At 39.6% G+C, this 23,658-nt stretch carries 32 protein-coding genes and 1 tRNA gene; 24 read left to right on the top strand and 9 right to left on the bottom strand.

The annotated features are described in order from the left end of the window. Window positions 1–170 precede the first annotated feature (170 nt). Entirely contained in the window at window positions 171–1,145 is a 975-nt protein-coding gene (locus M3204_RS03695) for a nuclease-related domain-containing protein (protein WP_251478668.1), read from the bottom strand. 646 nt (window positions 1,146–1,791) lie between these two features. Between M3204_RS03695 and M3204_RS03690 the strand changes: the two genes are divergently transcribed. The 7 genes from M3204_RS03690 (at window position 1,792) to M3204_RS03660 (ending at window position 8,846) form a co-directional block, all read left to right on the top strand. Further along, window positions 1,792–3,300, top strand: coding sequence for a tetratricopeptide repeat protein (locus M3204_RS03690; RefSeq protein ID WP_251478666.1), 1,509 nt, complete (start codon window positions 1,792–1,794; stop codon window positions 3,298–3,300). 244 nt (window positions 3,301–3,544) lie between these two features. Next, window positions 3,545–4,495: a thioredoxin-disulfide reductase gene (gene trxB, locus M3204_RS03685; protein WP_251478664.1), complete on the top strand. Its 951-nt coding sequence runs from the start codon at window positions 3,545–3,547 to the stop codon at window positions 4,493–4,495. Window positions 4,496–5,031: 536 nt separating this feature from the next. Then, a complete protein-coding gene (locus tag M3204_RS03680) occupies window positions 5,032–5,490 on the top strand; it encodes an NUDIX hydrolase (RefSeq protein WP_251478662.1) in 459 nt (152 codons plus the stop codon). Between the two features lie 134 nt (window positions 5,491–5,624). Next, window positions 5,625–6,518, top strand: coding sequence for an RNase adapter RapZ (rapZ, locus tag M3204_RS03675; RefSeq protein WP_251478660.1), 894 nt, complete (start codon window positions 5,625–5,627; stop codon window positions 6,516–6,518). Further along, window positions 6,515–7,498, top strand: coding sequence for a gluconeogenesis factor YvcK family protein (locus M3204_RS03670; RefSeq protein WP_251478658.1), 984 nt, complete (start codon window positions 6,515–6,517; stop codon window positions 7,496–7,498). Before rapZ ends, M3204_RS03670 begins: the two co-directional genes overlap by 4 nt. Before the next feature lie 119 nt (window positions 7,499–7,617). After that, complete coding sequence (whiA, locus tag M3204_RS03665; RefSeq protein WP_251478656.1) at window positions 7,618–8,565, top strand: DNA-binding protein WhiA; 948 nt, start codon at window positions 7,618–7,620, stop codon at window positions 8,563–8,565. Window positions 8,566–8,588: 23 nt separating this feature from the next. Continuing rightward, entirely contained in the window at window positions 8,589–8,846 is a 258-nt protein-coding gene (locus tag M3204_RS03660) for an HPr family phosphocarrier protein (protein ID WP_251478654.1), read from the top strand. A gap of 201 nt (window positions 8,847–9,047) precedes the next feature. Here M3204_RS03660 and clpP read toward each other — a convergent pair whose 3' ends face one another. Further along, window positions 9,048–9,653 carry an ATP-dependent Clp endopeptidase proteolytic subunit ClpP gene (gene clpP / locus M3204_RS03655; protein WP_251478651.1) on the bottom strand — a complete coding sequence of 202 codons (606 nt, stop codon included), beginning with the start codon at window positions 9,651–9,653 and terminating at the stop codon, window positions 9,048–9,050. A gap of 399 nt (window positions 9,654–10,052) precedes the next feature. Here clpP and M3204_RS03650 point away from each other — a divergent pair. Beyond that, window positions 10,053–10,124: transfer RNA gene (locus tag M3204_RS03650), tRNA-Arg, on the top strand. Window positions 10,125–10,214: 90 nt separating this feature from the next. On the opposite strand, the gene M3204_RS03645 is transcribed toward M3204_RS03650, so the two are convergent. From M3204_RS03645 to M3204_RS03620, 6 genes are all read right to left on the bottom strand, one after another. Beyond that, the gene (locus M3204_RS03645; RefSeq protein ID WP_251478649.1) at window positions 10,215–11,363 is read right to left on the bottom strand and encodes a tyrosine-type recombinase/integrase; all 1,149 of its coding nucleotides are present in this window, start codon (window positions 11,361–11,363) and stop codon (window positions 10,215–10,217) included. Next, window positions 11,363–11,860 carry an ImmA/IrrE family metallo-endopeptidase gene (locus M3204_RS03640; protein ID WP_251478647.1) on the bottom strand — a complete coding sequence of 166 codons (498 nt, stop codon included), beginning with the start codon at window positions 11,858–11,860 and terminating at the stop codon, window positions 11,363–11,365. Before M3204_RS03640 ends, M3204_RS03645 begins: the two co-directional genes overlap by 1 nt. A 65-nt stretch (window positions 11,861–11,925) precedes the next feature. Beyond that, window positions 11,926–12,696: a DUF1829 domain-containing protein gene (locus M3204_RS03635; protein WP_251478645.1), complete on the bottom strand. Its 771-nt coding sequence runs from the start codon at window positions 12,694–12,696 to the stop codon at window positions 11,926–11,928. A gap of 17 nt (window positions 12,697–12,713) precedes the next feature. Continuing rightward, window positions 12,714–13,196 carry a DUF6978 family protein gene (locus M3204_RS03630; RefSeq protein WP_251478643.1) on the bottom strand — a complete coding sequence of 161 codons (483 nt, stop codon included), beginning with the start codon at window positions 13,194–13,196 and terminating at the stop codon, window positions 12,714–12,716. Between the two features lie 45 nt (window positions 13,197–13,241). Beyond that, a complete protein-coding gene (locus M3204_RS03625) occupies window positions 13,242–14,138 on the bottom strand; it encodes a DUF4352 domain-containing protein (protein WP_251478641.1) in 897 nt (298 codons plus the stop codon). An 80-nt stretch (window positions 14,139–14,218) separates the two neighbouring features. Continuing rightward, the gene (locus M3204_RS03620; RefSeq protein ID WP_251478639.1) at window positions 14,219–14,563 is read right to left on the bottom strand and encodes a helix-turn-helix domain-containing protein; all 345 of its coding nucleotides are present in this window, start codon (window positions 14,561–14,563) and stop codon (window positions 14,219–14,221) included. 158 nt (window positions 14,564–14,721) lie between these two features. On the opposite strand from M3204_RS03620, the gene M3204_RS03615 reads away from it, so the two are divergent. The 11 genes from M3204_RS03615 (at window position 14,722) to M3204_RS03565 (ending at window position 19,716) form a co-directional block, all read left to right on the top strand. Beyond that, entirely contained in the window at window positions 14,722–14,940 is a 219-nt protein-coding gene (locus M3204_RS03615) for a helix-turn-helix transcriptional regulator (RefSeq protein WP_251478637.1), read from the top strand. 17 nt (window positions 14,941–14,957) lie between these two features. Beyond that, a complete protein-coding gene (locus M3204_RS03610) occupies window positions 14,958–15,107 on the top strand; it encodes a hypothetical protein (RefSeq protein WP_251478635.1) in 150 nt (49 codons plus the stop codon). A gap of 12 nt (window positions 15,108–15,119) precedes the next feature. After that, window positions 15,120–15,398, top strand: a complete 279-nt coding sequence (locus M3204_RS03605; RefSeq protein ID WP_251478633.1) for a group-specific protein — start codon at window positions 15,120–15,122, stop codon at window positions 15,396–15,398. A 60-nt stretch (window positions 15,399–15,458) separates the two neighbouring features. Continuing rightward, window positions 15,459–15,971 (top strand): helix-turn-helix domain-containing protein, encoded by a 513-nt coding sequence (locus M3204_RS03600; protein ID WP_251478631.1) that lies wholly within the window; start codon window positions 15,459–15,461, stop codon window positions 15,969–15,971. Between the two features lie 16 nt (window positions 15,972–15,987). Then, window positions 15,988–16,470, top strand: coding sequence for a hypothetical protein (locus M3204_RS03595; RefSeq protein WP_251478629.1), 483 nt, complete (start codon window positions 15,988–15,990; stop codon window positions 16,468–16,470). Continuing rightward, window positions 16,415–16,858 (top strand): hypothetical protein, encoded by a 444-nt coding sequence (locus tag M3204_RS03590; protein WP_251478627.1) that lies wholly within the window; start codon window positions 16,415–16,417, stop codon window positions 16,856–16,858. The genes M3204_RS03595 and M3204_RS03590 overlap by 56 nt, the downstream gene beginning before the upstream one ends. Before the next feature lie 173 nt (window positions 16,859–17,031). Continuing rightward, window positions 17,032–17,409, top strand: coding sequence for a zinc-finger domain-containing protein (locus M3204_RS03585; RefSeq protein WP_251478625.1), 378 nt, complete (start codon window positions 17,032–17,034; stop codon window positions 17,407–17,409). A gap of 25 nt (window positions 17,410–17,434) precedes the next feature. After that, entirely contained in the window at window positions 17,435–17,605 is a 171-nt protein-coding gene (locus M3204_RS03580; protein ID WP_251478623.1) for a hypothetical protein, read from the top strand. 207 nt (window positions 17,606–17,812) lie between these two features. Then, window positions 17,813–18,838: a DnaD domain-containing protein gene (locus M3204_RS03575; RefSeq protein ID WP_251478621.1), complete on the top strand. Its 1,026-nt coding sequence runs from the start codon at window positions 17,813–17,815 to the stop codon at window positions 18,836–18,838. Window positions 18,839–19,177: 339 nt separating this feature from the next. Then, window positions 19,178–19,480: a hypothetical protein gene (locus M3204_RS03570; protein WP_251478619.1), complete on the top strand. Its 303-nt coding sequence runs from the start codon at window positions 19,178–19,180 to the stop codon at window positions 19,478–19,480. A 26-nt stretch (window positions 19,481–19,506) separates the two neighbouring features. Then, window positions 19,507–19,716 (top strand): XtrA/YqaO family protein, encoded by a 210-nt coding sequence (locus tag M3204_RS03565; protein WP_251478617.1) that lies wholly within the window; start codon window positions 19,507–19,509, stop codon window positions 19,714–19,716. A 523-nt stretch (window positions 19,717–20,239) separates the two neighbouring features. Here M3204_RS03565 and M3204_RS23630 read toward each other — a convergent pair. Beyond that, window positions 20,240–20,407 (bottom strand): aspartyl-phosphate phosphatase Spo0E family protein, encoded by a 168-nt coding sequence (locus tag M3204_RS23630; protein WP_285856891.1) that lies wholly within the window; start codon window positions 20,405–20,407, stop codon window positions 20,240–20,242. A gap of 425 nt (window positions 20,408–20,832) precedes the next feature. Between M3204_RS23630 and M3204_RS03555 the strand changes: the two genes are divergently transcribed. The 5 genes from M3204_RS03555 to M3204_RS03535 all read left to right on the top strand — a co-directional run bounded on the left by M3204_RS03555 (window position 20,833) and on the right by M3204_RS03535 (window position 23,633). Then, window positions 20,833–21,552, top strand: coding sequence for a BRO family protein (locus tag M3204_RS03555; RefSeq protein ID WP_251478615.1), 720 nt, complete (start codon window positions 20,833–20,835; stop codon window positions 21,550–21,552). Between the two features lie 98 nt (window positions 21,553–21,650). Further along, complete coding sequence (locus M3204_RS03550; protein ID WP_251478613.1) at window positions 21,651–21,836, top strand: hypothetical protein; 186 nt, start codon at window positions 21,651–21,653, stop codon at window positions 21,834–21,836. A gap of 20 nt (window positions 21,837–21,856) precedes the next feature. Next, window positions 21,857–22,309, top strand: a complete 453-nt coding sequence (locus tag M3204_RS03545) for an ArpU family phage packaging/lysis transcriptional regulator (protein WP_251478611.1) — start codon at window positions 21,857–21,859, stop codon at window positions 22,307–22,309. Then, window positions 22,306–22,848 carry a site-specific integrase gene (locus tag M3204_RS03540; protein ID WP_251478609.1) on the top strand — a complete coding sequence of 181 codons (543 nt, stop codon included), beginning with the start codon at window positions 22,306–22,308 and terminating at the stop codon, window positions 22,846–22,848. The genes M3204_RS03545 and M3204_RS03540 overlap by 4 nt, the downstream gene beginning before the upstream one ends. A gap of 173 nt (window positions 22,849–23,021) precedes the next feature. Continuing rightward, window positions 23,022–23,633, top strand: a complete 612-nt coding sequence (locus M3204_RS03535) for a hypothetical protein (protein ID WP_251478607.1) — start codon at window positions 23,022–23,024, stop codon at window positions 23,631–23,633. The last annotated feature ends 25 nt before the right edge of the window (window positions 23,634–23,658 follow it).

The following is a 23,658-nucleotide window of genomic DNA, read 5'->3' as shown; positions in this document are numbered from 1 at the left end:
TCTTTTTGTTCAAGGCTCTTTTCGGAAGACTTTGTTGCTTTTCCAAACAATTGGTTTTTCACGAGTTTTACTGCATTCGCTATCAGAAACCTTCTCGAAAAGAGCGCCAATTCAAAAAAATGCGGGATGTAAACTTGGTTCGAATATCAACAATCTATGCGAAAATAGCCTTATTCGAAAAAGTTTTTTGGTGGAGAGTAAATTCTATCTTTGGTCGAGCCGGTAGTGAGTAATTCAAGGGCTTGGAGAATACGATTTCCTGTATATACAGAGTTAATTAACAGGAAGCGGCGAAGTTGTTTGTTCGAAATCTGGAAGCCATATAGGAGGAAAAAGTCCTTAATTGCAGGAATGTGAGCCTCCTTGGAGACATGTCCGCAATGTTTACAAATCCAGGAACCGTGTATTCTATCCATATGAAATTTATTGCATTGAAGGCATTGAACTCCTTGAATCATATCTTCAAGTGGAAGATTCATCGAAGCTAGATCGGGGATAAAAGGTGTATGGCTATTCAACAGTAATTTAACGATTTTTTTAATTTCTTTTTTAGAAAGAGTTGGATTCTTATATTCTTCTTCAAGAGGTTTAATCCTGAATGCAATACTACTCGTTCTGCAAACTTTTTGACTAACCTCTTTATTATTAGTGGGGTTTTTTATAATTGCTTGTGAATTGCTCATTGCAACGAGGAATTTAATAGGTGGTAAGGTAAACTGATGGTTTTTAGAAAGAAAGGACTTAAGCTGTGAAGCTTGTATTTTTGTCTGGATAATTGGATCCGGAAAAGCTTCTTGGACTCCATTGAGAGTACGAATGAGTTGGTTGAATTCCGGATAAAACTCAAGTATTCCTGCATAGTTTTTGGATTCGATAATTAAGATGAAGGTTGAAGAAATCAAGAGGGTATCTATTTGAAAGTGTGTTCCATTATGAGGAATTCTTAAATCCTGGAGAATCATAAAATTGGAGTGGTCAATTTGGGACATGTAGTAATCGAGTGTAAATTCTCCTTTGTAACCGGCTCTTTTCCGCATGAGTTTTTCCTTAAACTCATCTTTTCTTGGATTATGAGGGGGAAAACGCCTGACAATTGCTTCTAACATCATAATTTCAATGGGGTATGAGCGTGTTTTAACAATCATAACTTCACTCCTATCATTTTTTTGAAATAAATTCGATATTTGTGGTGAAAATTCCTTCATTAAGGTTAAAAATAACACCCTTTATAAAGCTGGCAGAATTTATTTTGCGAAAAGTGACTGGAATCTTGCGAAATACATACTTAATTTTGCGAAAAATGGAAGGAATCTTGCGAAATTCCGAAAGAATTTTGCGAACTGGAAATTTCACTCGTTTTTTTCCAATTTTTATTGTCATGGATCCAAACCCATTTACCTGTTTTACAAGAATTCATCTCCAAAATGTAACTGGTATCCCCTCCTAAGTGAAGACAACAAATATCGCAATTTAAATCCTAAACATCTCCATACTGCCAAATCCACCTGAGTCACAAACCATACTCCATCTCCTGATCGACCCAATTTTATCCAGACTGCCCACTACATTTTAAAATCCACACCTTCTCGAAATCTCTGTCCGTATGTTATACTACATTAGTTAAAGCTGCTCCTTTAAGGCTATTGATTTCGGATGTTTGTAATCTCAGACGAATCGGGCACTTTTTGTTGTTAAATCAATTAGTTTTTCACTTTAAAATTATTGATTGATGCAACCAAGATATAAGGCATATGAATAGAGCCTTTTTTAAAAACACTTACGGAGGATCACATGGGAAAAGACTCTAAAGCAATGAAGCAAAAGGGACAATTGCTGTCATTCGTTCCTACTGGTGAATATTACTTCACCAAAGGGGTCAAGGCTTTCCATAGGCGGGATCTTAAGAAGGCTGAGAAGTACTTCCAGCGCGCGATGCAGCTTGAACCCGGCGAACCGATGATCGTTTGCCAGCTGGCAATCGTGCAGTCGGAGTTGGGGGAATACCAGCAGTCTAACCGTCTTTTGCACTTGATCCTCGAAGAACTTGATGAAAACATGGCGGAGAGCCATTATTTCTTAGCGAATAACTACGCTCATTTGGGCTTATTTAGAGATGCGTTCAGGCATGCGAACTTATACTTAGAATTGAATGAGGATGGGGAGTTTGCGGAAGATGCCAATGATCTCCTTGAACTGCTTACACTCGAAGCGGAAGAAATGGATGAGGACTATTATGAAGAGGATGACTTGATCATCAAGCAGGAGGAAGCTCGAAATCACCTTGAATCGGGTGAGTTTCCAAAAGCGATCGAGATTTTCCACGAGGTGATTGAAGAGTATCCAGAATACTGGTCGGCTTACAACAATCTTGCGCTTGCGTATTTTTACCTTGGGGAAACGGTCAAGGCACGCGACATCCTTAACGATGTATTGGAGCAGAATCCTGGCAACCTGCACGCATTGTGCAACGGGCTGGTTTTTGCCCATTACCAGAACCAGGAGGAGGAAGTCCAGAACCTCAAAGACTCTCTGGGAAAAATCCATCCGATCCACGTCGAGCACCAGTTCAAGCTGGGCGCTACTTTCGCCCTGGTTGGTGAATATGAACTTTCTTACCGATGGCTGAAAAAGCTGCAAAAATCAGGGTTCGAAGGCGATGGAGCTTTCTATTACTGGCTGGCGCATGCTTCCTATTTTATCGGCAAGGAAGATTCTGCAAGGGTTATTTGGAAAAAGGTTCTCGAATTCAGTCCTGAAAAAGAAGGAATGGAACCCTGGGCAGAAAATCCAGGCGGGAAGTTCGAATCACAAGTAGCCGCAATCTTGAACCAGCTCAACAGCGATTATCCGGAAGAAAGGCTATTTGCCTTATTCCTGACATCTGTTTCCACGAAAAAGAAGGAAATCCTTGCAGCTGAAAAGTCGACAGAGAAAATGACTGATATGGAAAAATCCTACCTCGCATATGTTTCTTCCGGGAAGCTGAACAGCAGTAAAGAGGAAGTAAAAGGTGCGCATGAAACAGCGAAGCTATTGTATGACCATCATCAGCCGATCGGGAAAAATGAAGCTGGTATCTATATTATGTGGTTTTCAGTATTTGAGCAGGCAGCAAAAGCTGGCTATGACTTTAAAAACAAGAAAGCATGGGCGGCCGCTGTTGATTATCTCTGGGATAAGCTAAGAAATATCAAGACATCAAAACAGGCAGTCGCAAATAAATACGGCTTGTCTGTCTCAACACTTGCCAAATATATTAATTTGGCAAATGAATTTCTTCAGGAAGAAGACAGCATTTAAAAGGGTAAACTGAGTCTGTTATGGCAGATAAGGTTTACCCTTTTCTTTTTAAGCCTGGAAGGGCAAAACCAATCCTTGAAAATAAATCAGTGAATCTTGTCAATTCCGTGAACAGCCGCTTTTGCTAAGCATATTTTTGGACTATATGCCTCTGGTTTTATAGGATATGGTTAGGCAGGAAATACTATTTTCGAATGAAAACAGAAAATAATGCGGATTATGATATTCAAAGGAGTTGTACACCATGTCAGAAGAGAAAATTTATGACGTCATTATTATCGGAGCGGGCCCGGCAGGCATGACGGCTGCTGTTTACACATCACGCGCGAACTTATCTACGCTGATGCTTGAACGCGGCGTTCCTGGCGGACAGATGGCTAACACGGAAGAAGTTGAAAACTATCCTGGATTTGACCACATTCTTGGGCCAGATCTTTCAACTAAAATGTTTGACCACGCGAAAAAATTCGGTGCGGAATATGCTTACGGTGACGTAAAAGAAGTCATCGACGGCAAAGAATATAAAACAATCAAAGCTGGCAGCAAGGAATATAAAGCACGCTCAATCATCATTTCTGCTGGAGCTGAGTATAAAAAGATCGGCGTGCCAGGCGAACAGGAATTGGGCGGCCGCGGTGTTTCTTACTGTGCCGTTTGTGATGGTGCATTCTTTAAAGGCAAAGAGCTTCTTGTTGTAGGCGGCGGTGATTCTGCGGTTGAAGAGGGCGTTTACTTAACTCGCTTTGCTTCAAAGGTAACAATCGTCCACCGACGCGACGAGCTTCGCGCGCAAAAAATCCTTCAGGATCGCGCATTCGCAAACGAGAAAATCGACTTCATCTGGAACCACACGGTTAAGCAAATCAATGATAAAGACGGCAAGGTTGGCAGCGTAACACTTGTTTCTACTAAAGACGGTGAAGAAATGGAGTTCCCGGCTGATGGTGTATTCATCTACATCGGCATGGTTCCGCTGACTAAGCCATTCGAAAGCCTTGGTATCACAAACAGCAACGGTTACATCGAAACGAACGAGCAGATGGAAACGAAAGTTCCCGGGATCTTCGCAGCCGGTGATATCCGTGAAAAAACGCTTCGCCAAATCGTTACGGCAACGGGCGATGGCAGTATCGCAGCGCAAAACGCCCAGCATTATGTTGAGGAATTAGTTGAGGAATTGAAAGCTAAAGCTTAATTGAATTCCGGCCCACACACCAGTGGGTCTTTTATTTAGGTTAAATATTCCTTAAAACTGGTAAAAACAGTTCATCTCGGCATAAATTAACAAAAAGTAATTAGATATTAACTCTTCTGTAACAGTAGTGAAACAATCATGGGGTATTATAGGAATAGAAATTGACCCCCTTTTAAAAATATAATCCTTTGACGGCACAGGTTATCCTGTGCTCTTTTTTTTACATAACAGTAATACAGGCTATTCCACAGGATTATAACACCCCCCTAGAGAACCCATAAAATTGACCAGTACAATAAAACCAATTTACAAAAATATCATTTTTGTATTCATTGTGGCGAATTTCTAAAAATAGTATAATGGAAAGAATAAAAGTTCGGCCATGCAAGCTTGGGCACCAATATAATTGCCTGGCAAGAACGCCTACCCGGTTAAAATACGTGGAGAGGTTCCTGGTAACTGGCTGCATTAGCTATCACGCATTTCAAGGATCCTTTTTAAGTAGGCGCTTATGCATATGTGAAGAGGTGGAATCAATGCAGCGCGTTACGAATTGTGTTTTGGTAAAAGATAATAAAATTTTGCTGCTGCAAAAGCCGCGCCGCAATTGGTGGGTGGCTCCCGGCGGAAAGATGGAACCAGGGGAAACCGTGAAGGATTCCTGTGTAAGGGAATTCCGTGAAGAAACAGGAATATACCTTAAGAACCCGCAAATCAAAGGGATTTTTACATTTGTCATTAAAGAAGATGAGCAAGTCGTGTCTGAGTGGATGATGTTTACCTTCTACGCAACTGAGGCAGATGGCATCAATCTTGATGAATCTGAAGAGGGAAGGATTTCCTGGCATGAGCTTGATGGCATCAAAGATCTTCCGATGGCTGCAGGGGATTATCATATCCTGGATTATATGGTCCATGGACAAGGCATTATCTATGGAGCGTTTACTTATACACCGGATTTCGAGTTGATCAAATACAGACTTGATCCAAGTTAAAAGCTTTTAAAAAAGGCTGTTTTCTTTTCTTGCTTCGATTTTCTTGTTTTACCAGAATGAGGATTAAGAATAAAAGCAACAAAGTTAACGAAAAGAGCCATAAATATCGACTTCACTTTCAGGGGGAAAGAGAAATGAGTTCAGGATCGACTACAGATACCCAATTGGTGATCATTACAGGGATGTCTGGCGCGGGTAAAACCGTCGCCATCCAGAGTTTTGAGGATCTAGGGTTTTTCTGCGTAGATAACCTTCCGCCTACATTGCTTCCTAAGTTTCTTGAACTAATGAAGGAATCAGGCACGAAAATGAATAAAGTGGCTCTTGGCATGGATTTGCGCGGCCGTGAGTTTTTTGACTCGCTTTTTAAAGCGCTTGATGAATTGGCTGAAACATCATGGGTTGCGCCACAGGTATTATTCCTCGATGCTGATGATTCAACGCTTGTGCGCCGATATAAAGAGACGAGGCGTTCCCATCCGCTTGCTCCGTCCGGATTGCCGCTGGAAGGAATCCAGCTCGAACGCGAGCTATTGGAAGAGCTGAAGGGCAGGGCCCAACTTATCTACAAAACAACGGACATGAAACCGAAGGAGCTAAGGGAGAAAATCCTCGAAGAGTTTTCGGTTAACAAGAAAACGATTTTTACTGTTAACGTGATGTCATTCGGGTTTAAGCATGGGATTCCAATCGATGCAGATTTAGTATTCGACGTCCGCTTTTTGCCAAACCCTCATTATATTGACCATATGCGCCCGAAAACGGGTCTTGATGAAGATGTATCGACATATGTTCTGAAATGGAACGAAACGACTAAGTTCTTGGAAAAAGTAACCGACCTGCTCAGCTTCATGCTTCCGCATTACAAGCGCGAAGGGAAAGCGCAGCTCGTCATTGCGATTGGCTGCACAGGCGGCCAGCACAGGTCTGTTGCCCTGGCAGAGCATATCGCCAAGTTTTTCGAGAAGGACTATCATACCCGCGTGACTCACCGGGATATTGATAAAAGGAAGGGACATACGACATGATGACAGAGGGACAGCCAAGAATCGTCATCATCGGGGGTGGAACCGGCCTGCCAGTCCTTCTTCGGGGATTGAAAAAGTACCCTGTTGATATCACTGCGATTGTGACGGTTGCCGATGATGGCGGAAGCTCCGGCCGGCTGAGGGAGGATATGCAAATACCTCCTCCTGGAGATATCCGGAATGTCCTGGCTGCACTGTCAGATGTGGAGCCATTGATCGAAGAGATGTTCCAGCACCGATTCAGAACATCCAATGAATTATCGGGGCATTCGCTCGGAAACCTGATTCTTGCGGCGATGACATCGATTACCGGAAACTTCGTCCATGCAATCCAGGAGATGAGCAAGGTCCTTAATGTTCGCGGGAAAGTACTGCCGGCAGCAAATCGGAGTGTCATGCTGAATGCCTTGATGGAAGATGACAGCATTGTGAGGGGGGAATCTAAAATCCCTTACTCTGGCAAGCGGATCAAAAGGGTATTCCTGAATCCTGAAGGAGTTAAACCATTGCCGGAAACGCTCCAGGCGATAAGGGAAGCGGATTTGATTGTCATTGGACCAGGAAGCTTATATACGAGCATCCTGCCGAATCTTTTAGTAAAAAGGCTTGGAAAAGAAGTGTGCAAGGCACAAGCACGCAAAGTATACATCTGCAACTTAATGACCCAGGCAGGGGAAACGCATGATTTTACTGCCAGTGACCATATAAAAGCAATCTATGACCATATGGATTGTGCTTTTATTGATACGATTCTTGTGAATAGCGAAACCATTCCGCCTGATGTAGAGCTTCGCTACAAAGAGGAGCTTGCCCAGCCAGTCCATTTTGATTTAGATATGCTGAATGTGCTAGGTGTCGAAGTGGTGCAAGAGGAAATCGCAGAGCTTGATGGCAATGTCATCAGGCATGATACAAAAAAAGTATCAGAAATTTTATATTCTATGATAATTGATGAAACCAAAAAGAGATATAACGCGTAAATATAGGATGCAAGCGTTTGTCTGCTTTTACACCAGGTTGATCTTTTAACCTATAAAACCAGAAATAGCGCCTGGCGAGAAGAAAAGTGCCGGTGCTGCAAAACCAGGGGGGTGAGAAGGTGTCGTTCGCTTCGGAAACTAAAAAGGAACTCACTAACATTGAAGTAAAGGGCTGCTGCGCCAAAGCGGAACTGTCCGCCCTGATCCGGATGAATGGTTCCCTTTCCTTCTCAAATCGCAAACTCATCGTAGACATACAGACTGAAAATGCCGCGATCGCACGGCGCATCTATACTTTGATTAAAAAAAGCTATCAAATCCAAGTAGAACTGCTCGTTCGGAAAAAGATGCGGCTGAAAAAGAATAATGTTTATATTGTCCGCTTGAAGGAATCAGCCAGAGAAATACTGGAGGATTTAAAGATTATAGGAGAAGGCTTTGAAATTATCCATGAAATTTCACCAGAGCTCATCAAAAAGAAATGTTGTAAGCGTTCTTATCTAAGAGGTGCATTTTTGGCAGGAGGTTCCGTGAACAACCCGGAAACATCCTCCTATCACTTAGAGATCGCCTCCATGTATCAGGAGCACAACGAGTCCTTGTGTGAATTGATGAATACCTTTGGATTGAACAGTAAAACGTTAGAGCGAAAAAAAGGGTTCATCACGTATTTGAAGGAAGCTGAAAAAATAACCGAGTTTTTAAACATTGTGGGCGGACATAATGCGCTTATGCGGTTCGAAGATATCCGAATCGTCAGGGATATGAGAAATTCGGTCAACCGACTTGTGAATTGTGAAACAGCAAACTTGAACAAGACGATTGGTGCCGCACTTCGCCAGGTCGAAAATATCCGTTTCATCCGTGATACAGTCGGCCTTCATATTTTACCGGATAAGCTGAGGGAAATCGCCCAGCTCCGCGTGGATTATCAGGATGTCACCCTAAAAGAGTTAGGCGAGATGGTGACAGGCGGCTCAATCAGTAAATCAGGAATAAATCACCGGCTGCGGAAGATAGATGAAATCGCAGAAAAACTGCGTGCCGGCCAGATCATGAATAAATAGAGGGTAAGAGGAGGAAAACAGAAATGGTAGAAAAACAGGTTGAAGTAAAATTGAAAACTGGTTTACAGGCTCGTCCCGCTGCTTTGTTCGTGCAAGAAGCAAACCGGTTCTCGTCCGACATTTTTCTTGAGAAGGACGGAAAAAAGGTAAATGCGAAGAGCATCATGGGATTAATGAGCCTTGCAGTAAGCGCAGGAGCATCAGTTAACCTGATCGCTGACGGCAATGACGAAGAAGAGGCATTGGAAAAGCTTTCTGAATATATCCAGAAAGAAAACTAAAAAATAAAACTCGCTCCTGAAATAGGGAGCGAGTTTTTTTGAAGATATAAGAAAGCATAAAATTTCACTTCGAGAAATGTCCAGCTCCAGCGCCTAGCCCCTCGAGTCGCTTCGGTCCGCCCAATGAAGTCAAAGAACGACTTCACCGGTCGGCCCTCCAGCGCTTGTCGGGGCTGACCAAGGCGCTTTCGCTTTTCTTAATTATTTATTTTTCTTTTCTTCAAGCACGTTGCGAGTGATGATCTGGTCAACAAGACCATATTCTTTCGCGCGTTCAGCTGTCATGAAATTATCGCGGTCAGTATCCTTAGCGATAACATCAAGCGGCTGGCCAGTGCGCTCCGAAAGGATTGTATTCAGCTTATCACGAAGGAATAGAATGCGCTTAGCAGCGATTTCGATTTCCGTCGCCTGTCCTTGAGCACCGCCTAGTGGCTGGTGGATCATGACTTCACTGTTAGGAAGCGCGAAACGCTTTCCCTTCGTACCCGCAGCAAGCAGGAATGCACCCATTGATGCAGCCATCCCAATACAGATTGTCTGGACATCTGGCCTGATGAACTGCATTGTATCGTAGATAGCCATACCGGCAGTGATGCTGCCGCCTGGGCTGTTGATATAGATGGATATGTCTTTTTCAGGGTTTTCTGCTTCCAGGAATAATAGCTGGGCTACGATTGAATTGGAAACATGGTCATCAATCCCGCTTCCTAGCATAATGATGCGATCCTTTAAAAGGCGGGAATAAATGTCATATGCCCGTTCGCCACGATTCGTTTGTTCAATAACTGTAGGAATCAAGTTCATGTGTGTTTTCCTCCTTTAACTTAAAGATCATTCATTGCCCATGTAGGCAGTAAGCAAGCTGGCATTAAATGGTTCGTTTGCCAGAATGGCTATGTATTTTTATGATACACGCATGGTCAATAAAGGTCAAACGAATCGCTTACAAAGCCTTCAGAAACTGTTCGACAATTATTTTTCTTATATACGACCAATCTACTGTACCGTATCCATCTTACCCAAGATTGTAATTTTTAAACAATTAGGAGAGGTTCACTTATTAAGGAAATATTCCTGATGAATGCCTGATGAACTAGCTTGCTTCCCGCTCCTCCCCAAAATCATTCTTGCAATGACGTTGAACATACCTTATAATAGGTAAGCGTAACGCTAATTAACGTTGGCGGAATGCCAATCAAATATGCCCTCGTGGTGCAACGGATAGCACGTAAGATTCCGGTTCTTGAGATGTGGGTTCGATTCCTGCCGAGGGCGCTAAAACATTGATAAATAAGGGTTTTTTGAGTATTCAAGGATTAACTGTCCGAGTTTTGTCCGAGTACTTCGAAAAACCCTTATTTTATTTCATTTTATTTTCTCAAGCCAGGTGCTCATAAATTTATTTACTTTTTCGTTGCTGAGCTGTTCAGAGCGTTTGGACATGTGGCCATATGTGTTTAGTAAAATTGATTTATCGGTGTCTCCCAGGCGCGCTCCAATATAATTTATATCAGCAATCCCTGACTCCCATAAAATTGTTTCATGGGTATGCCTGAACATGTGAGGGGTAACATGCATTAATTCATGACGTCTGCATAGGGTCCTGAGCATATCGGCGTAATTTGGCATCTTAATCAGTTCGCCTAGCGGATTAATAAATAAAAATTCAGGTCGGTTCCTTAATTTCATTACCCATTCAGATCGAATGCGAGTCCATTCTCGTAACTTATCTAGTGTGAAATCATCTAACCCTATAATCCTCTCTCCACTTTCTCCGGTTTTAGTCGTCGGTTTAACAACATATTTGTCTTTTTCTCTGACTAACGTCTTGTCGATATTTAAGCTTTTTTTATCTAAGTCGATGTCAGACAACCCTAAAGCGCAAATCTCCCCTATACGGGCTCCTGTGGCCACTAAAAGATGAGTGATATACAGATAGTGAGGATATAGCATTCCCCAGTCTTCCTGGGCATGCTGGATAAGTATTAAGTAATCCTCCATCTCCAGGAACTTTTTTTTGATTTTGGTTCTCTCTATTTTAGGGTAATTCACCCGAGAAGCAGGATTTTTGTGCATGAGGTCCAAATCCATTGCTTCTTTAAATGCTTCACTGATCGTGGCGTTCATGCGCTGGGTGGTACTCTTGGCATAATCCTTTGCAATTTCATTGATGAATTTTTGATAAGTAGGCCGAGCAATCTCGTTAAGATCCATATATCCGATTCTGTCAGTCAGCATTTTGATGTGTTTTTTAATATTGTTTTCGGTACCGTGAGTAGTTGTTCCTTTTTTGTAAGTTTCAAACCACCAATCCAGATAATCGGAAAGAGTTTGATTAGCGGATCCAGGATCAAACCCACGTTTGATTTTCCGTTCCATCTCTGCGGCTGCATGCTTAGCCTCAGTTTTCGTAGTGAAACCACTGGCGACTGCCTCTTTCTTGTCTCCAGTACGCCTGTCTACATAATGAACACGATATTGCCATGAGTTCCCTCTCTTCCTGAAGCTGGCCATTAGATCATCTCCTTATAGTTTTTTTCAGCTACCAATGTAGAACTATTGATACGATTCCAGTACAAATTCAAGCGATACTCGGCGAATTCCAAGGTCACAAAGAATGTATTGGAAATGAAATAGATTGCTTGTTTTGTATTCTCCGGGAGTTGTAGACGTAAAAGCATAAAAGTTGGGACGCAGAAATGATAAGCAAATAGGTTTGCTTGAAATTCTTGAAGTTCAAGAAAAGATTTAGGCATTACTAATTGATTACCAGCATGTCTTTCAGCATGGCATAATTCATGGGCGAATTCTTGCCATTGTTCTTGTGGACTAATTCGTTCATCAATTATTATTTCGGTTTCGTAAAATCGGCTGGAAATATTCCTATAGGTAACAGAATATCCAAGACGATAGGCGATAGAATGTAAGTCAATTTGATGAGGATGAAAAATTCCTAGATTGATATAAAAATTTTCAATCCAATCCTCAAGCAATGTTGTGTTATAGTTCATTAGATCCTCCACAAAGGGAATGTATGTTCGTGTTTTACTTTGAAAGAAAAGCCCACTTGGGCTTCCTAAATTACTTTTAATTGATCTACCCAATTATTTCGATTAGACCAAGCTAATATTTCAACATTGTAATTTTTTAGTGAGCTTGCAAATTTATCAGCAATTGGAACATTGAAGTCGTTAGCCACAACAATAAAGTCAGCTTTTGGTCGTACCTCCTGGACATCTATAAAAGAAAAAAGAGGACTAGTATAATTCTCAGCAGAGGGAGTGTTAACAGCTTTTATTAACTTTTCCCTTTTCTTTTTTGAGTGAGGTATGACAAAATCAAATGTTTGTTGATTTCCCGTTTTACCGATAAATCCCATATCAGGTGAAAAGAAAACATTATTGTCTTCGAAAAACTTGGATATTTCTTCTGAAAAAATACTAGCTACTGTATTTTTAGATGTCAACAGCATATCGGTAACCCTGGTTAAACACTGTAGTAAATTATGTTGCTTTTTAGGGTAATCTTCCAAGGTTTCAAAGGTAACATAAAGTTCTTCAGTGTGACTATCAAAACTAACTCCAAAAACTTTAAGAGTAGTATTAAAGAACTGTTTTCTTTTTTTTGCACTAGTGACATCTACTCCTAATATTGAGAGTTCGCCAATAATGTGCCCATCATCTGTTAACTTGTACTTTCCATTCTTTTCTTTTGTGAAGAACAGTTGTATAAAATCATGATGCATATCGACAAAAGGGGTGGTAATCTCAATAAAGTCATTGTAATCCTCTAATCTGAGTTGCTTGCTATTCCATTTATCGTATAATGTTTTTAAATCATTTATCATTGAGATCACCACCTCTTTTAAATAAGTTCTATTTGATACTCATATTGTATATCTTCAATATTCCCCACATTACAAAATTTTAAAAAAGTCTTTAGTATCTCAACTAAATCTTCTAGTTGAGTCTTTGTTAAATATATATTAGCATATTCATTATTTAATGGGTATGCAATGGAGTCTCCATACTCAGGGTGAGCTATGTGTAAATGAGGACATGGAATTACTTCACCAGAAAAAGGAAAGTCACCTTCAGGATTTGGATGATCCGGTCCCAGAATATCTAATCTTAATAAAGAATAATCCTTATTGCTCTTGCTACGCAGTTGAAGAGTGAACTTTGGCTTTTTCCTTCCTTTACGATTCACATCTACAATAAATTGATACTCACTACTCTTTAAGTCTAATTTTTCATAGAAGCCTTTTTCAGGCAAATGAAAGGTTGGAGTTTCGTGCACTATTCTTTTTAAACAATTAATTAATTCGGTTATTAATTTTATTTCCAAATAGATCACGCCCATCTTAATTGCATATTTAGTAAGATATCATTACTATTTAACGTCGATGTTCCACATAGCCTTTGTGTCCGTTGCAAAGTCGGTGTAATACACCTCGTATGGTCCTTTACCGGATACTCCATATGCACCACGGCCGGTAATGTTTTTACCCGGTTGTAATGTCTCCGTTAAGTAATCTATTGGATAAGATTCCATTTTTGTTCCTTCAGAATCATAAATTTCAAGTTCATAAGCATCAAAGAAGAGCTCTTCTTGAGTAGCATTTTGTACTGCTAGATCCAATATTAGAACTTTTTCAGGTTGTTTTTCTTCAAATTCATTGCGTTCGTCAGTATAACTTGCACCTGTAATTGTAATAACGGTGCCCGCAATATCCACTTTATCCCCAACCTTAAATGTCCCTAAATCCTGACCTTCTGCTTCACCCGATTCACCGAAATCAACTGGTTCGGTAATTTCAGCAATTTTAAACCCAGTCAAATCTGTAAAAATAATTTTTGGTTCATCCTTTTTATAATAAGCAGAGTGCTTATATATTTCTCTAATTAACGCATCTAGGATAGGAGCAGTCATGCTGTTTTCAAGAGTGTCGCCATCGGAGTTATTCAACTTAATTTCAATTGTGTTATCATCGGTAATTTCAGCCTTATTAATCATTATTTGTCCAGACTCATCAGGCTTTTCCATTTCAGCTAACCAATTTTTAAATTGCTTTTTTGATAGATTAATTTTTTTCCAGTCTTCAGCAGTAATCTCCTCAAAATCTTTTCCTTCAAATGCTTCTAATCCTGTGCCTTCATCTTTTTCAGAAGCAGAATTTGCTTCTTTTTTAGGCTCATCTACTTTACTTGCAGATTCTTCAGAACCACATGCTCCAAGAAATAAACTAAGCGAAATAACTGCAGTTCCTAATAATAACTTCTTTTTCATATTTAGGACCCCTTTTATAAAATTATGTATTTATGGGCAATAAACCCATTAGTTCCCGAAAGAAAAACACGCAAGGCGTGCTAATTCTTTTTATCGCGCTCTTTAATAAATTCCCAGAACCTAATTAACTCAGCGATCTTTTCATCTGGAGCATCCATCAAATCTTTAAAGAACATTTGCTTTTGTGGATCCAAGATTTCCTTCCACATTTCATCACTAGAGCCTTGCTGGTCTTCTCCAGTTAATAAGAAGTCAATTGTAACTTCATAGAAATCAGAAAGTTTTTTTAGAGAGTCGTAATCAGGTTGGCGATTCCCGTTTTCGTAATGACCGTACGCTTGACGGGTAATTCCTAAAAACTTCGCTATATCTTCTTGTTTTTTCTTCCTACTGAGTCTTAATTTCTTTAATCTATCAGCCAGCATAATAATACCCCTTAATTTGTATATACCTTAATTATACAGCAACATATAGTTGCGTAAATGTGAGTAAACAAAATGTTGCTTTTATTATTGACAGAAACAAAATGTTGCGTATAATTATGAATATAAAGCAACGAAATGTTTCTTTAGGAGGTGTTACTTTGAGAGCATGGTTATCAAATGCAAGAAAAGAACTTGAGTTGACCCAACAAGAAGTAGCTGATAAAGCTAAGATTAAACGCCAGTATTATGGCATGATTGAAAATGGCGATAGAACACCTAGTGTATCAACAGCTAAAAAAGTCTCCCAAGTTCTAGAAATCGATTGGACACTTTTTTTTGAAGATAAAGGCAACAAATCGTTACCTAAAAGCAGCTAGGCTAGTGGAGGCTAGACATGAGTCCAAAACAAAAAGAACACATCGTCAATGAAATTATCTCACTTCTATCAGAGAAAAACATCCTATGCAGATACCCCGACAATCATCATAGATGTTCAGCTGGAACTCGGGGAAAGTACCTGGAACAAGTCATCAAAATCAATTAGGGGGTGTCAACTTTGCTAAGTGTTCATATCGATCAGGATGATATTGAACAAAAATTCCATGAAGAACTCCGTAAGCACTTGGATGAAATTCAGAACCGTACGGTTTTTTGGGATATGAAAGAACTTTGCCGGCAAACCTGCATGAGCGAGCCATTTGTTAAGGAACAATTCTTCTTCGATCAGCGATTTCCAAAGTTTCGAGTAGGGCGAAAGTGGGTGTTTCCTGCTAAAGAAACAGAACAATTCCTAGTCACATGGTTAAAAGAGCAACCAACCACTTATATTAAATAGCTTATCAGCTTAAAAAGTCACATTCCTAGTAAGTGTTAGGTACAAAGGGAGGAAGAGATTATGGCCATTGGGGAGAAGCTGGCCAATGCGAGAAAAAGACAGGGGTACTCACAAGAAGAACTATCATTGGACCTTCCAATATCGCGGGAGAGCTTAGCAAAGTATGAGACAGGATCCAGGAGGGTGCCCAATGATATGCGCCGTCCGATCGCGGAAGCACTGGATGATGTGGAATTTTATTTTAACACCTGGCAGGATGCCGCCGGAGAAGTAGCCATTCCATATTTCAATGGAGATTATGTGGATCAGCATCCTGCAAGCATGGTGTTCCTAGTCAAGACCGAGACGGTTGAAGCACTTCAACAACTAGACATGGTTTCCTGGGCGAAGCCAATACATACAAGAACAGATGCTGAAAGAGAAGACATGAAGCGGGTTCTAGGAGAGTTACTGGATGCAGCTGCAAGCATAATCAACCTGGTCGGGGTGCTTTGCCGCGAATACGGATTCTCAATGAAGGATGTTTTTAAGGCCTGGAAGCTTAGCTTGAAGGTCAGAAAATTAAATAAATAGATTGGAGGGATAACAAGTGATTGATTTTGAAGATTTGGATTTAAAGGATGTCCTTGAAAGTGTCAGGGAAGAATTAAACCTTTTATATACAAAACATGAATGGCTGCATGGAATGATGCGTGAGTTTTATGACAGTAAAGATTTCGAGTCGGAAACGGCTATATATTTGCGAAGAAAAATAGTTGACTTAAATGTTCGTATCGATGCTCTCCGGCCTGTACGAGACTATCTGGCAAACATGATTGAAGGAATTCCTTTTCAAGTGAACAGGAGAGTTGGTCGATACATGGTTCACTTTGGACTGACCGAAGAGCAGGCCAAATTATTAGTGGACACATATAGGGAACACAGGAAGTCAATGAGTCCAGAAGATAAAAACAATCGCAAATACTTACTAGCTGCTGCCACTAATGTGGAATGGGTCGAAGAAGAGAAATGTCTGCATGTTCATTTTGTGGACGAATGGTGGCATTACAGTACGGATGGGGCCTGGTATTGAAGGAATTGAAAATAAATCTAAGAGGTGGAAATCGATAAAACAAAGATTATATTTATTGACCGTCCAAAGAGAAATGTTGAAAAACTCTATGAGGAACCACCGTAAATCATTGTCCGGAATGGGGCAGAAACTGTTTGATGTCGTCTTTATAAAAGTCGAAGGGATGAACAGGACAGTGGAGCTCGATGGCATGGAGATGATCTACATCTCACAGTCTCTTAATTCCTACGCAAAAAAATTGAGTAACGCGGGTAAAATCGCAGATTCACACCATTATAGAATGCTTGCTATGGAGATTGAGCAGATTCGTATCTGGTTCCAGCAGACAAACGGTCCAAAGGTCCACATAAAAAAGCAAGCAGCAAGTGCTCCTACACTCACTGCTTGAATATATGTTCAAGAAATCCACATCCACTATATCACTATAAACCTTTCTACGGCAAGAATCTTCAATTCTTGCCGTAATGGCCAGGAGTGCATCTAACTGACCCCTTTAGATGTTCCCCCTTTACAAATCTCCTGGTCATTACGGTGCGCGTTGAAAAAGAGAGGAGGGAAGATATGAATCGCACTGAAAAGCGAAGGATAAGACAAAAGATACACAATCTATTAGATACTGAATGCAAAGGTTGTGAGTTCAATGGCAAAAACCAAAACAGAATTTGCAACACTCAATGTCCAGTTGGCGCAAAAATGAGATCCTTGTCTGGGGTTCTTTTCCAAAACACTGAAAAGCAGCCTTCAATGTTTAACGAATCATTAGTGCTTGAGGGGTATACCAGAAAACCCTGGACTTTTGAAGAAGACTTTTATCTGCTGAATCACTTTCATCTTGTTTCATGTGAGCACCTTTCAAAAAAATTCGACCGTACCTCAGTTGCTGTGAAGCACAGATATAACACGCTCATTAGGAAACAGAAAAAAGAAGCAGCACGTTAAATTTTATTCAGAAGGAGGACAACTTATGCTATTTGAAGTTGATTTCGCAATCAAGATAAACAACTGCTTCCAAACTGTTCATAAGGCTTTCATTGATGCTGAAAGTGTTTCGGATTGTATGTATCAGGCTGAGGAAGAAATAGAACAGCTGCCTGTAAACAAAAGTAATCAAATTCATATTTTCATAGAGGCATGACGCCTTGTTAACTTCAAAGACAACCAAGGTATTGCTCCCCAGATGGCTGTTAGATCAGCAATCAGATTTATCGGAGCAAAATTTTTTAGCCGTAGTACGGAATTATTTAACTCATTATCCAGATTATCGGTTGGAACATGTCAGAAATGACTTCGCCGTATGTTCAGTTTTAGTAGAAACCAAAACAAAAAAGAGGAGGAGGAAGGCTTGAGCAAACTTTTATTGGATGACAAACCCATCATTGTGCTGCCTTCTCTTGCAGAAAAAGTAGGACTGAATGAAGCTATATTCTTGCAGCAACTGAATTATTGGCTACAAGAAAGCAAGCATAGCTATGAAGAGAAGAAGTGGGTCTATAACACCCAAGAAGATTGGCAAGAGCAGTTTCCTTTCTGGTCCATAAGCACGATCAGGAGAACCATTTCTAAATTGGAAAGTATCGGATTATTGATTAGTGGGAATTTCAACAAAAAGAAGTTTGATAGGACCAAATGGTTCACAATTAACTACAAAAAATTGGAGGGGTTGAGCAAACCATCTGTTCAAAATGAACAAATGCATAACGACGCGGTTGTTGAAGATGAAGATTCGCAAGGTGACGCTTTTGTTCAAAATGGAGAAATGCATAATGACGCATCTGTTCAAAATGAGCAAACCATCTGTTCAAAATGGACAGACCATGTGTTCAATTTGAACAGACCTATACCAGAGATTACTTCAGAGAGTACTTCAGAGATTTTAAAAGAAGTTGAAGAAGAAGAAGAAGAAGAAGAAGAAGAAGAACCTGCACAAGAGCCAAAGGAAAATCCGTTTCGCTTTTTTGAGGAAAATGGCTTTGGCATGATTGGAGGCTATATGTCTCAAAAAATAGCAAACTGGTGTGATGACCTTTCAGATGATGTTGTTTTGGAAGCCTTAAAGCTTGCTGTCGAGAACGGATCTAAAAAATGGAACTATGTTGAAAGCATCCTAAGGTCATGGGCCGAAAAGAAGGTTAAAACAGTGGAGGATGCCAAGGCTCTTCAAAAGGCATTCAGGGATCAAATGTCAAGGCGAAGAGATAGGTCAAATAGTGGCAGGAAGCCTGTGAGGAAGGAACAACCCCCTGAATGGTTTGCAGCTCATCTGCAACAATCAGCTGCCAAACAACCTGAACCAGAACAACTAGAAGACTTTGATTATGAAGAAGAGAAAAAGGCTCTGGAACAAGAATTAAAAAAATTTAAAAAGTGAGGGATTTAGATGGGCGTCCTACTTGAAGCAGTGCAAAAGAGGAGAATGTTTCTTGAGTATCAACTTTGGAAATCTGGCGTGAATAAAGAAAACCTTAATCAACTGCCTTTATCCGAACTGGAGCGTCTATACATAAGCCATAGATGCAAGCAAACGAGGAGTGTCTAGTCATCATGATTACTTTAGTTCACATTTACGAATGTGGTGGATGTGTTGTCACTTTTTCAGTCGAGCAAGCCTTTGAAGAACAGCATCTGATTCAATGTCCGGTATGCTGCCAAGACGCTTTATTACGGGATGTCGGTGAAGGAGAGATTGTCAGAAAAGGGGAGTAGGAGTATGCCCGGATTATACAGTCAGTGTTCAAATTGTGGCACCACTTATACTGTCCAAGCGCAGCAGGTTCTTTTTTGCACTGGATCTTGTGAAAGGCAGCATGATTTATTTAAAAATCAAAAAGAATGGAGCGCTAATGAAGATAGAAAACTGCAAACTATGTCGCTGTTTCGGTTAAACACAGAGTGTCTTTCTGGTAATAAGGCAGCATTAGAAGAATGGGAGCAACGGTGGAAAGAAAAGTTCCCGAAAATAAAAAAACTGCCAGACGGGCGGTCTGGCAATCAAAAGATATCGACACCTTAATTATACCATAGGGCAGGGGTGTCAGAATGCAAAAAAGATTAACAGAAATAGAAATCAATAATCAAGATATGTCCATCAATCAACATATAGAACCAGGAAAGGTGATTGTCCTTGTTCTTGATGGCAACAAAGGAAAGGCCTTCAAATGTGAGGCGGTCTTACACGGTCTAACCATTGTTGAAACAACAAGCGGTAAATCTAAAAGAGTTAGATTTGAGGAAAGTGTACTCTGCTAAAAAATCAACCAAATGATTTATACCCCCATAATAGATTAATAAACCGTACCAAAGGAATAACTCCTTTGGTACATAAATCTAAAAGAGGAGGGGGTAGTGTGATGGAAAAGGTTAAGTCAAAATTAAAAGCTGAAATGACATGCAACAAAAATAAAATCCATATTTTCAAGTAGTGGGGAATTTCCTTCTGCAGCATATGAAAATCAACCAAATGGTCATTGGGGTTAATGAACATTTCGATGAAACACTTAATTGATGTTATGGTTTCTTCTTTTCTTTTAAAGACACTAGTACAAAAACAGCAATACCAGAAAATAGAGTAGCAAATATAATACTCATTACAAACCATACAGTATTAATAATATGATCGTACATCCAGTTAAACATAAGCCCAACTCAATGGAATAGGGCAAGGCCTCTGCGAGTGTGTGAACCTTGCCCCTAAGATCCATTAATCCGTTCTAGGGGGACGAATTAATATGTCTTTATATGTAGAATGCCCGTTTTAAGTGATTTCAAAATTTTATTTTTGTCTTTGAAGAAATTTTAAAATCAATTGATCTAACTTTTTACTGCATTTTAATGTTTCAGGATCTGTTAATCCTTTTGAATTACCGAGGTAAATCATTTTATTTCGTAAAAGCTGAATCTTATGAAATAAAAGTTTTGAATCAAAGTCTGGATTATTCATACTAAAGAGTTTCGCTCCTAGTCTTAGAAATTTTATTTATAACCATGTTTCATATCGCCAAAAAAATAGGTTGATAAACCAGTTCGACAATAGCTGTCAAAATAAGACAAAGTTATTTAAATAGAGAAGAAATTGAACAAAAAGCGGAGGAATATATAAATGAAAAAACTATTTAAGAAAACCCGAAAAAAAGGTACTGGTATCAAGAAGTTAGGTAAAAAAACTGAATCGTTTCTTAAAGTTCAAACTAAAGGTTTCCATAAAGGTTGGTAAGCACTAGCAAATTAATCATAATTACCCTATAATGGACTTATGAGTAACTGAATAAGTCCGAGATCGGGAATAGAACGTGAGGGCACTGATTAATTTGCATTCAACAATGCTATTAATTGGTGCCCTCTTTTTATTTAAAGGAGGGGAAACAAGTGAGTCAACTACAGAAAATTTTCGATTATGAACAACATCAAGTGAGGACAATAATTAAGGACAATGAGGTTTGGTTTGTAGCAAAAGATGTGTGTGATGTGTTAGAAATCGCCAATCCTTCGGATGCACTAAAAAGGTTAGATGAAGATGAACGGGCTAGATTTAATCTAGGTCGTCAAGGTGAAGCTAATATTGTTAATGAGCCAGGCCTTTACTCTTTAGTAATGGGAAGCAAAAAAACCGAAGCCAAACAATTTAAACGCTGGGTGACTCATGAGGTCCTTCCTTTAATCAGAAAGACTGGTGGTTATGTGTCGAATGAAGATATGTTCATTAAAACGTATCTTCCTCATACTGACCAGCAAACACAGCTAATGTTTAGAGCAACCCTTGAAACGGTAAGGAAGCAAAATGAAAGCATAACGATTATGCAGCCAAAGGCTGATTATTTCGATGCATTGGTGGATAGGAACTTGCTTACAAACTTTAGAGATACAGCAAAGGAGCTTGAAATTGGCCAGAGGACATTCATTAATTGGTTGCTGGAAAAAGGGTTCATTTACAGGGACCAGATAGGCAAATTAAAGCCTTATGGCAAGTATGTTCCTGAATTGTTTAAGCTTAAAGAATTTGAACGGAACGGAAAAGCAGGTATCCAACCATTGATTACGCCAAAAGGGAAGGAAACATTCAGGTTATTGATGCAAAAATCAGCTTAATAATGTCCGAGATCGAGAATAAAGCGTGAGGGCACTGATTAACTAGAGTATTTCTCTAGTTTAATCGGTGTCCTCTTTTTTCATAAGGAGGGTTATATGTGAGAACCATTCAGGGTGAGCTTACTAAATGGGCAAGCAAGAATAAGGTGCCTTTAAAGAAACAAAGAGATAAAAAGGTCAAAGCTAAGCCGATGGTTATGACAACGAGAGAAGTCCAGGAATTAATGGGCATTTATAAGCCCACTTATCGTCGCTCAAAAGGTGGAGCCATTAGACAAAAATAAAAAAGATTGGGGTAGAGAAAATGGGAAATCTTTCAGATTTTAACTTACCGTCCATTGATCGAAACGCCACCAGGAAGGCTGTTGAATCAGCACTAGAGAAATACAGGATACTTTTGCTAAGACAATTCGATAACCAACCCCAAATTACACAGACGTATTCGATAATTCCACCATCTAATACAAATAAGTTTCATTCATCAACAGAAGATGCTGCCATTAAGAATGCTGATTTGGAAAGAGAGATGCAGCAATACCTTAATCGAATGATACATGCAGTTAATCGACTTACTCATTGGGAAAGAGCAATCATCATCAAAAGGTACATGGATGTTGAGGATGTTTTTGATTACGAAATCTACAATGATATTGGGATGAGTGAGCGAAAATATTACCGGGTAAAGGCACGGGCATTTTATAAGCTGGCATTTCTACTTAAGATTGAAGTCTATGAAGAACAGGGTGTGACAGCATGAACTTTGTACAGCCAATTAGAGATCCTGAGATCATAGGTGAAATAAAAAAGCACTTAAGGGAGGAAAGTGAACGGAACTATATGTTGTTTGTCACCGGCATTAACTCAGGTCTGCGAATTTCAGATATTCTTCCTTTGAAGGTGAAGGATGCAAAGAAAAGTCATTTTAGCCTAAGGGAAACCAAGACTGGGAAGCAGAAACGTATTCAGATAACCCCGGCTTTAAGGAGAGAGCTTAAACACTACCTGGAAGGCAAGGATGACGAGGAATACCTATTTAAGAGCAGGGAAGGTCGGAATAAGCCGATTGGCAGAAGTATGGCCTACAAGATATTAAGGAAGGCAGCTGAGCATTTCGGACTCGAGGAGATAGGCACACATACACTAAGAAAAACCTTCGGTTATCATTTCTACAATCAAACCAAAGACGTGGCCATGCTGCAGGAAATCTTCAACCATAGTTCACCACAGATTACATTGCGTTATATTGGTGTCAACCAGGATAGTATGGATAGAGCCATGAATAAATTTAAAATATAAACCCTATGTTAATGACAATATTGATTAAAGGTTTTAAATTTTTTTGTAAAATAATGAAAAAAAGGCTGGAGAAACCGATATATAATAAAGCTATAAAAAAGTTATAGTGGAGTACAAAGTAACGTTATATAAATTTTATTGATAAAATACATAAGAAAAAGAGGGATTCGCGTATGGATAAAATACAACTTTTGGAGGTTATATCTGTCTCTAAGCAGCAAATTAAAAGTTTAGCTAAGATACGTAAGGAGTATAGGGAATATCATATACCAAATTATAATGTGGCAAAATTACCGTTAATAGTAAAGTTGATTTTAGGCTATTTCTTGTTTACTTTAGTAGCCACCCCAATACCATTTTTGGCTGCTTTAGGTGGATACTTCGTGATTGTAGTTTTTGGTTTGATTGCTATATTTGCAACAATCTATTTATATATTACTTTAGAAGAAAAAATTAACCTATATCAAATTAAGAAGAAAACAATAAAGCATGCCGATAGAATTAAAGAAATTATTGAGGAAGAAAAGAGTCTTATGGAATTCCTAGAAAGTTTAAATTTACCTTTGGATTATTGCTATCCAAGTGCAGTAGGACAGTTTGAAAGCTACTTACTCAACCAACGGGCAGACTCATTGAAGGAATGCATAAACTTATATGAGCAAGAAAAGCAACACCAAAATCAAATCAATGAGTTGCGAACAATTCAGCAAATACAAGAATTGACCCTAGAGGAAGCAAGAACCGCTAAGAATATTGCTATTTTTAGCTTATTTGCAAGACGCTAAAAACATATTAAGAGCTCCTTTTTAA

The organism is Mesobacillus subterraneus (genome assembly GCF_023715485.1).
In the GTDB taxonomy this organism is placed as follows: Bacteria; Bacillota; Bacilli; order Bacillales; family Cytobacillaceae; genus Mesobacillus; species Mesobacillus subterraneus_B.
The sequence above is the reverse complement of the archived record's forward strand: the minus strand, read 5'-3'. Positions and strand labels throughout refer to the sequence as shown.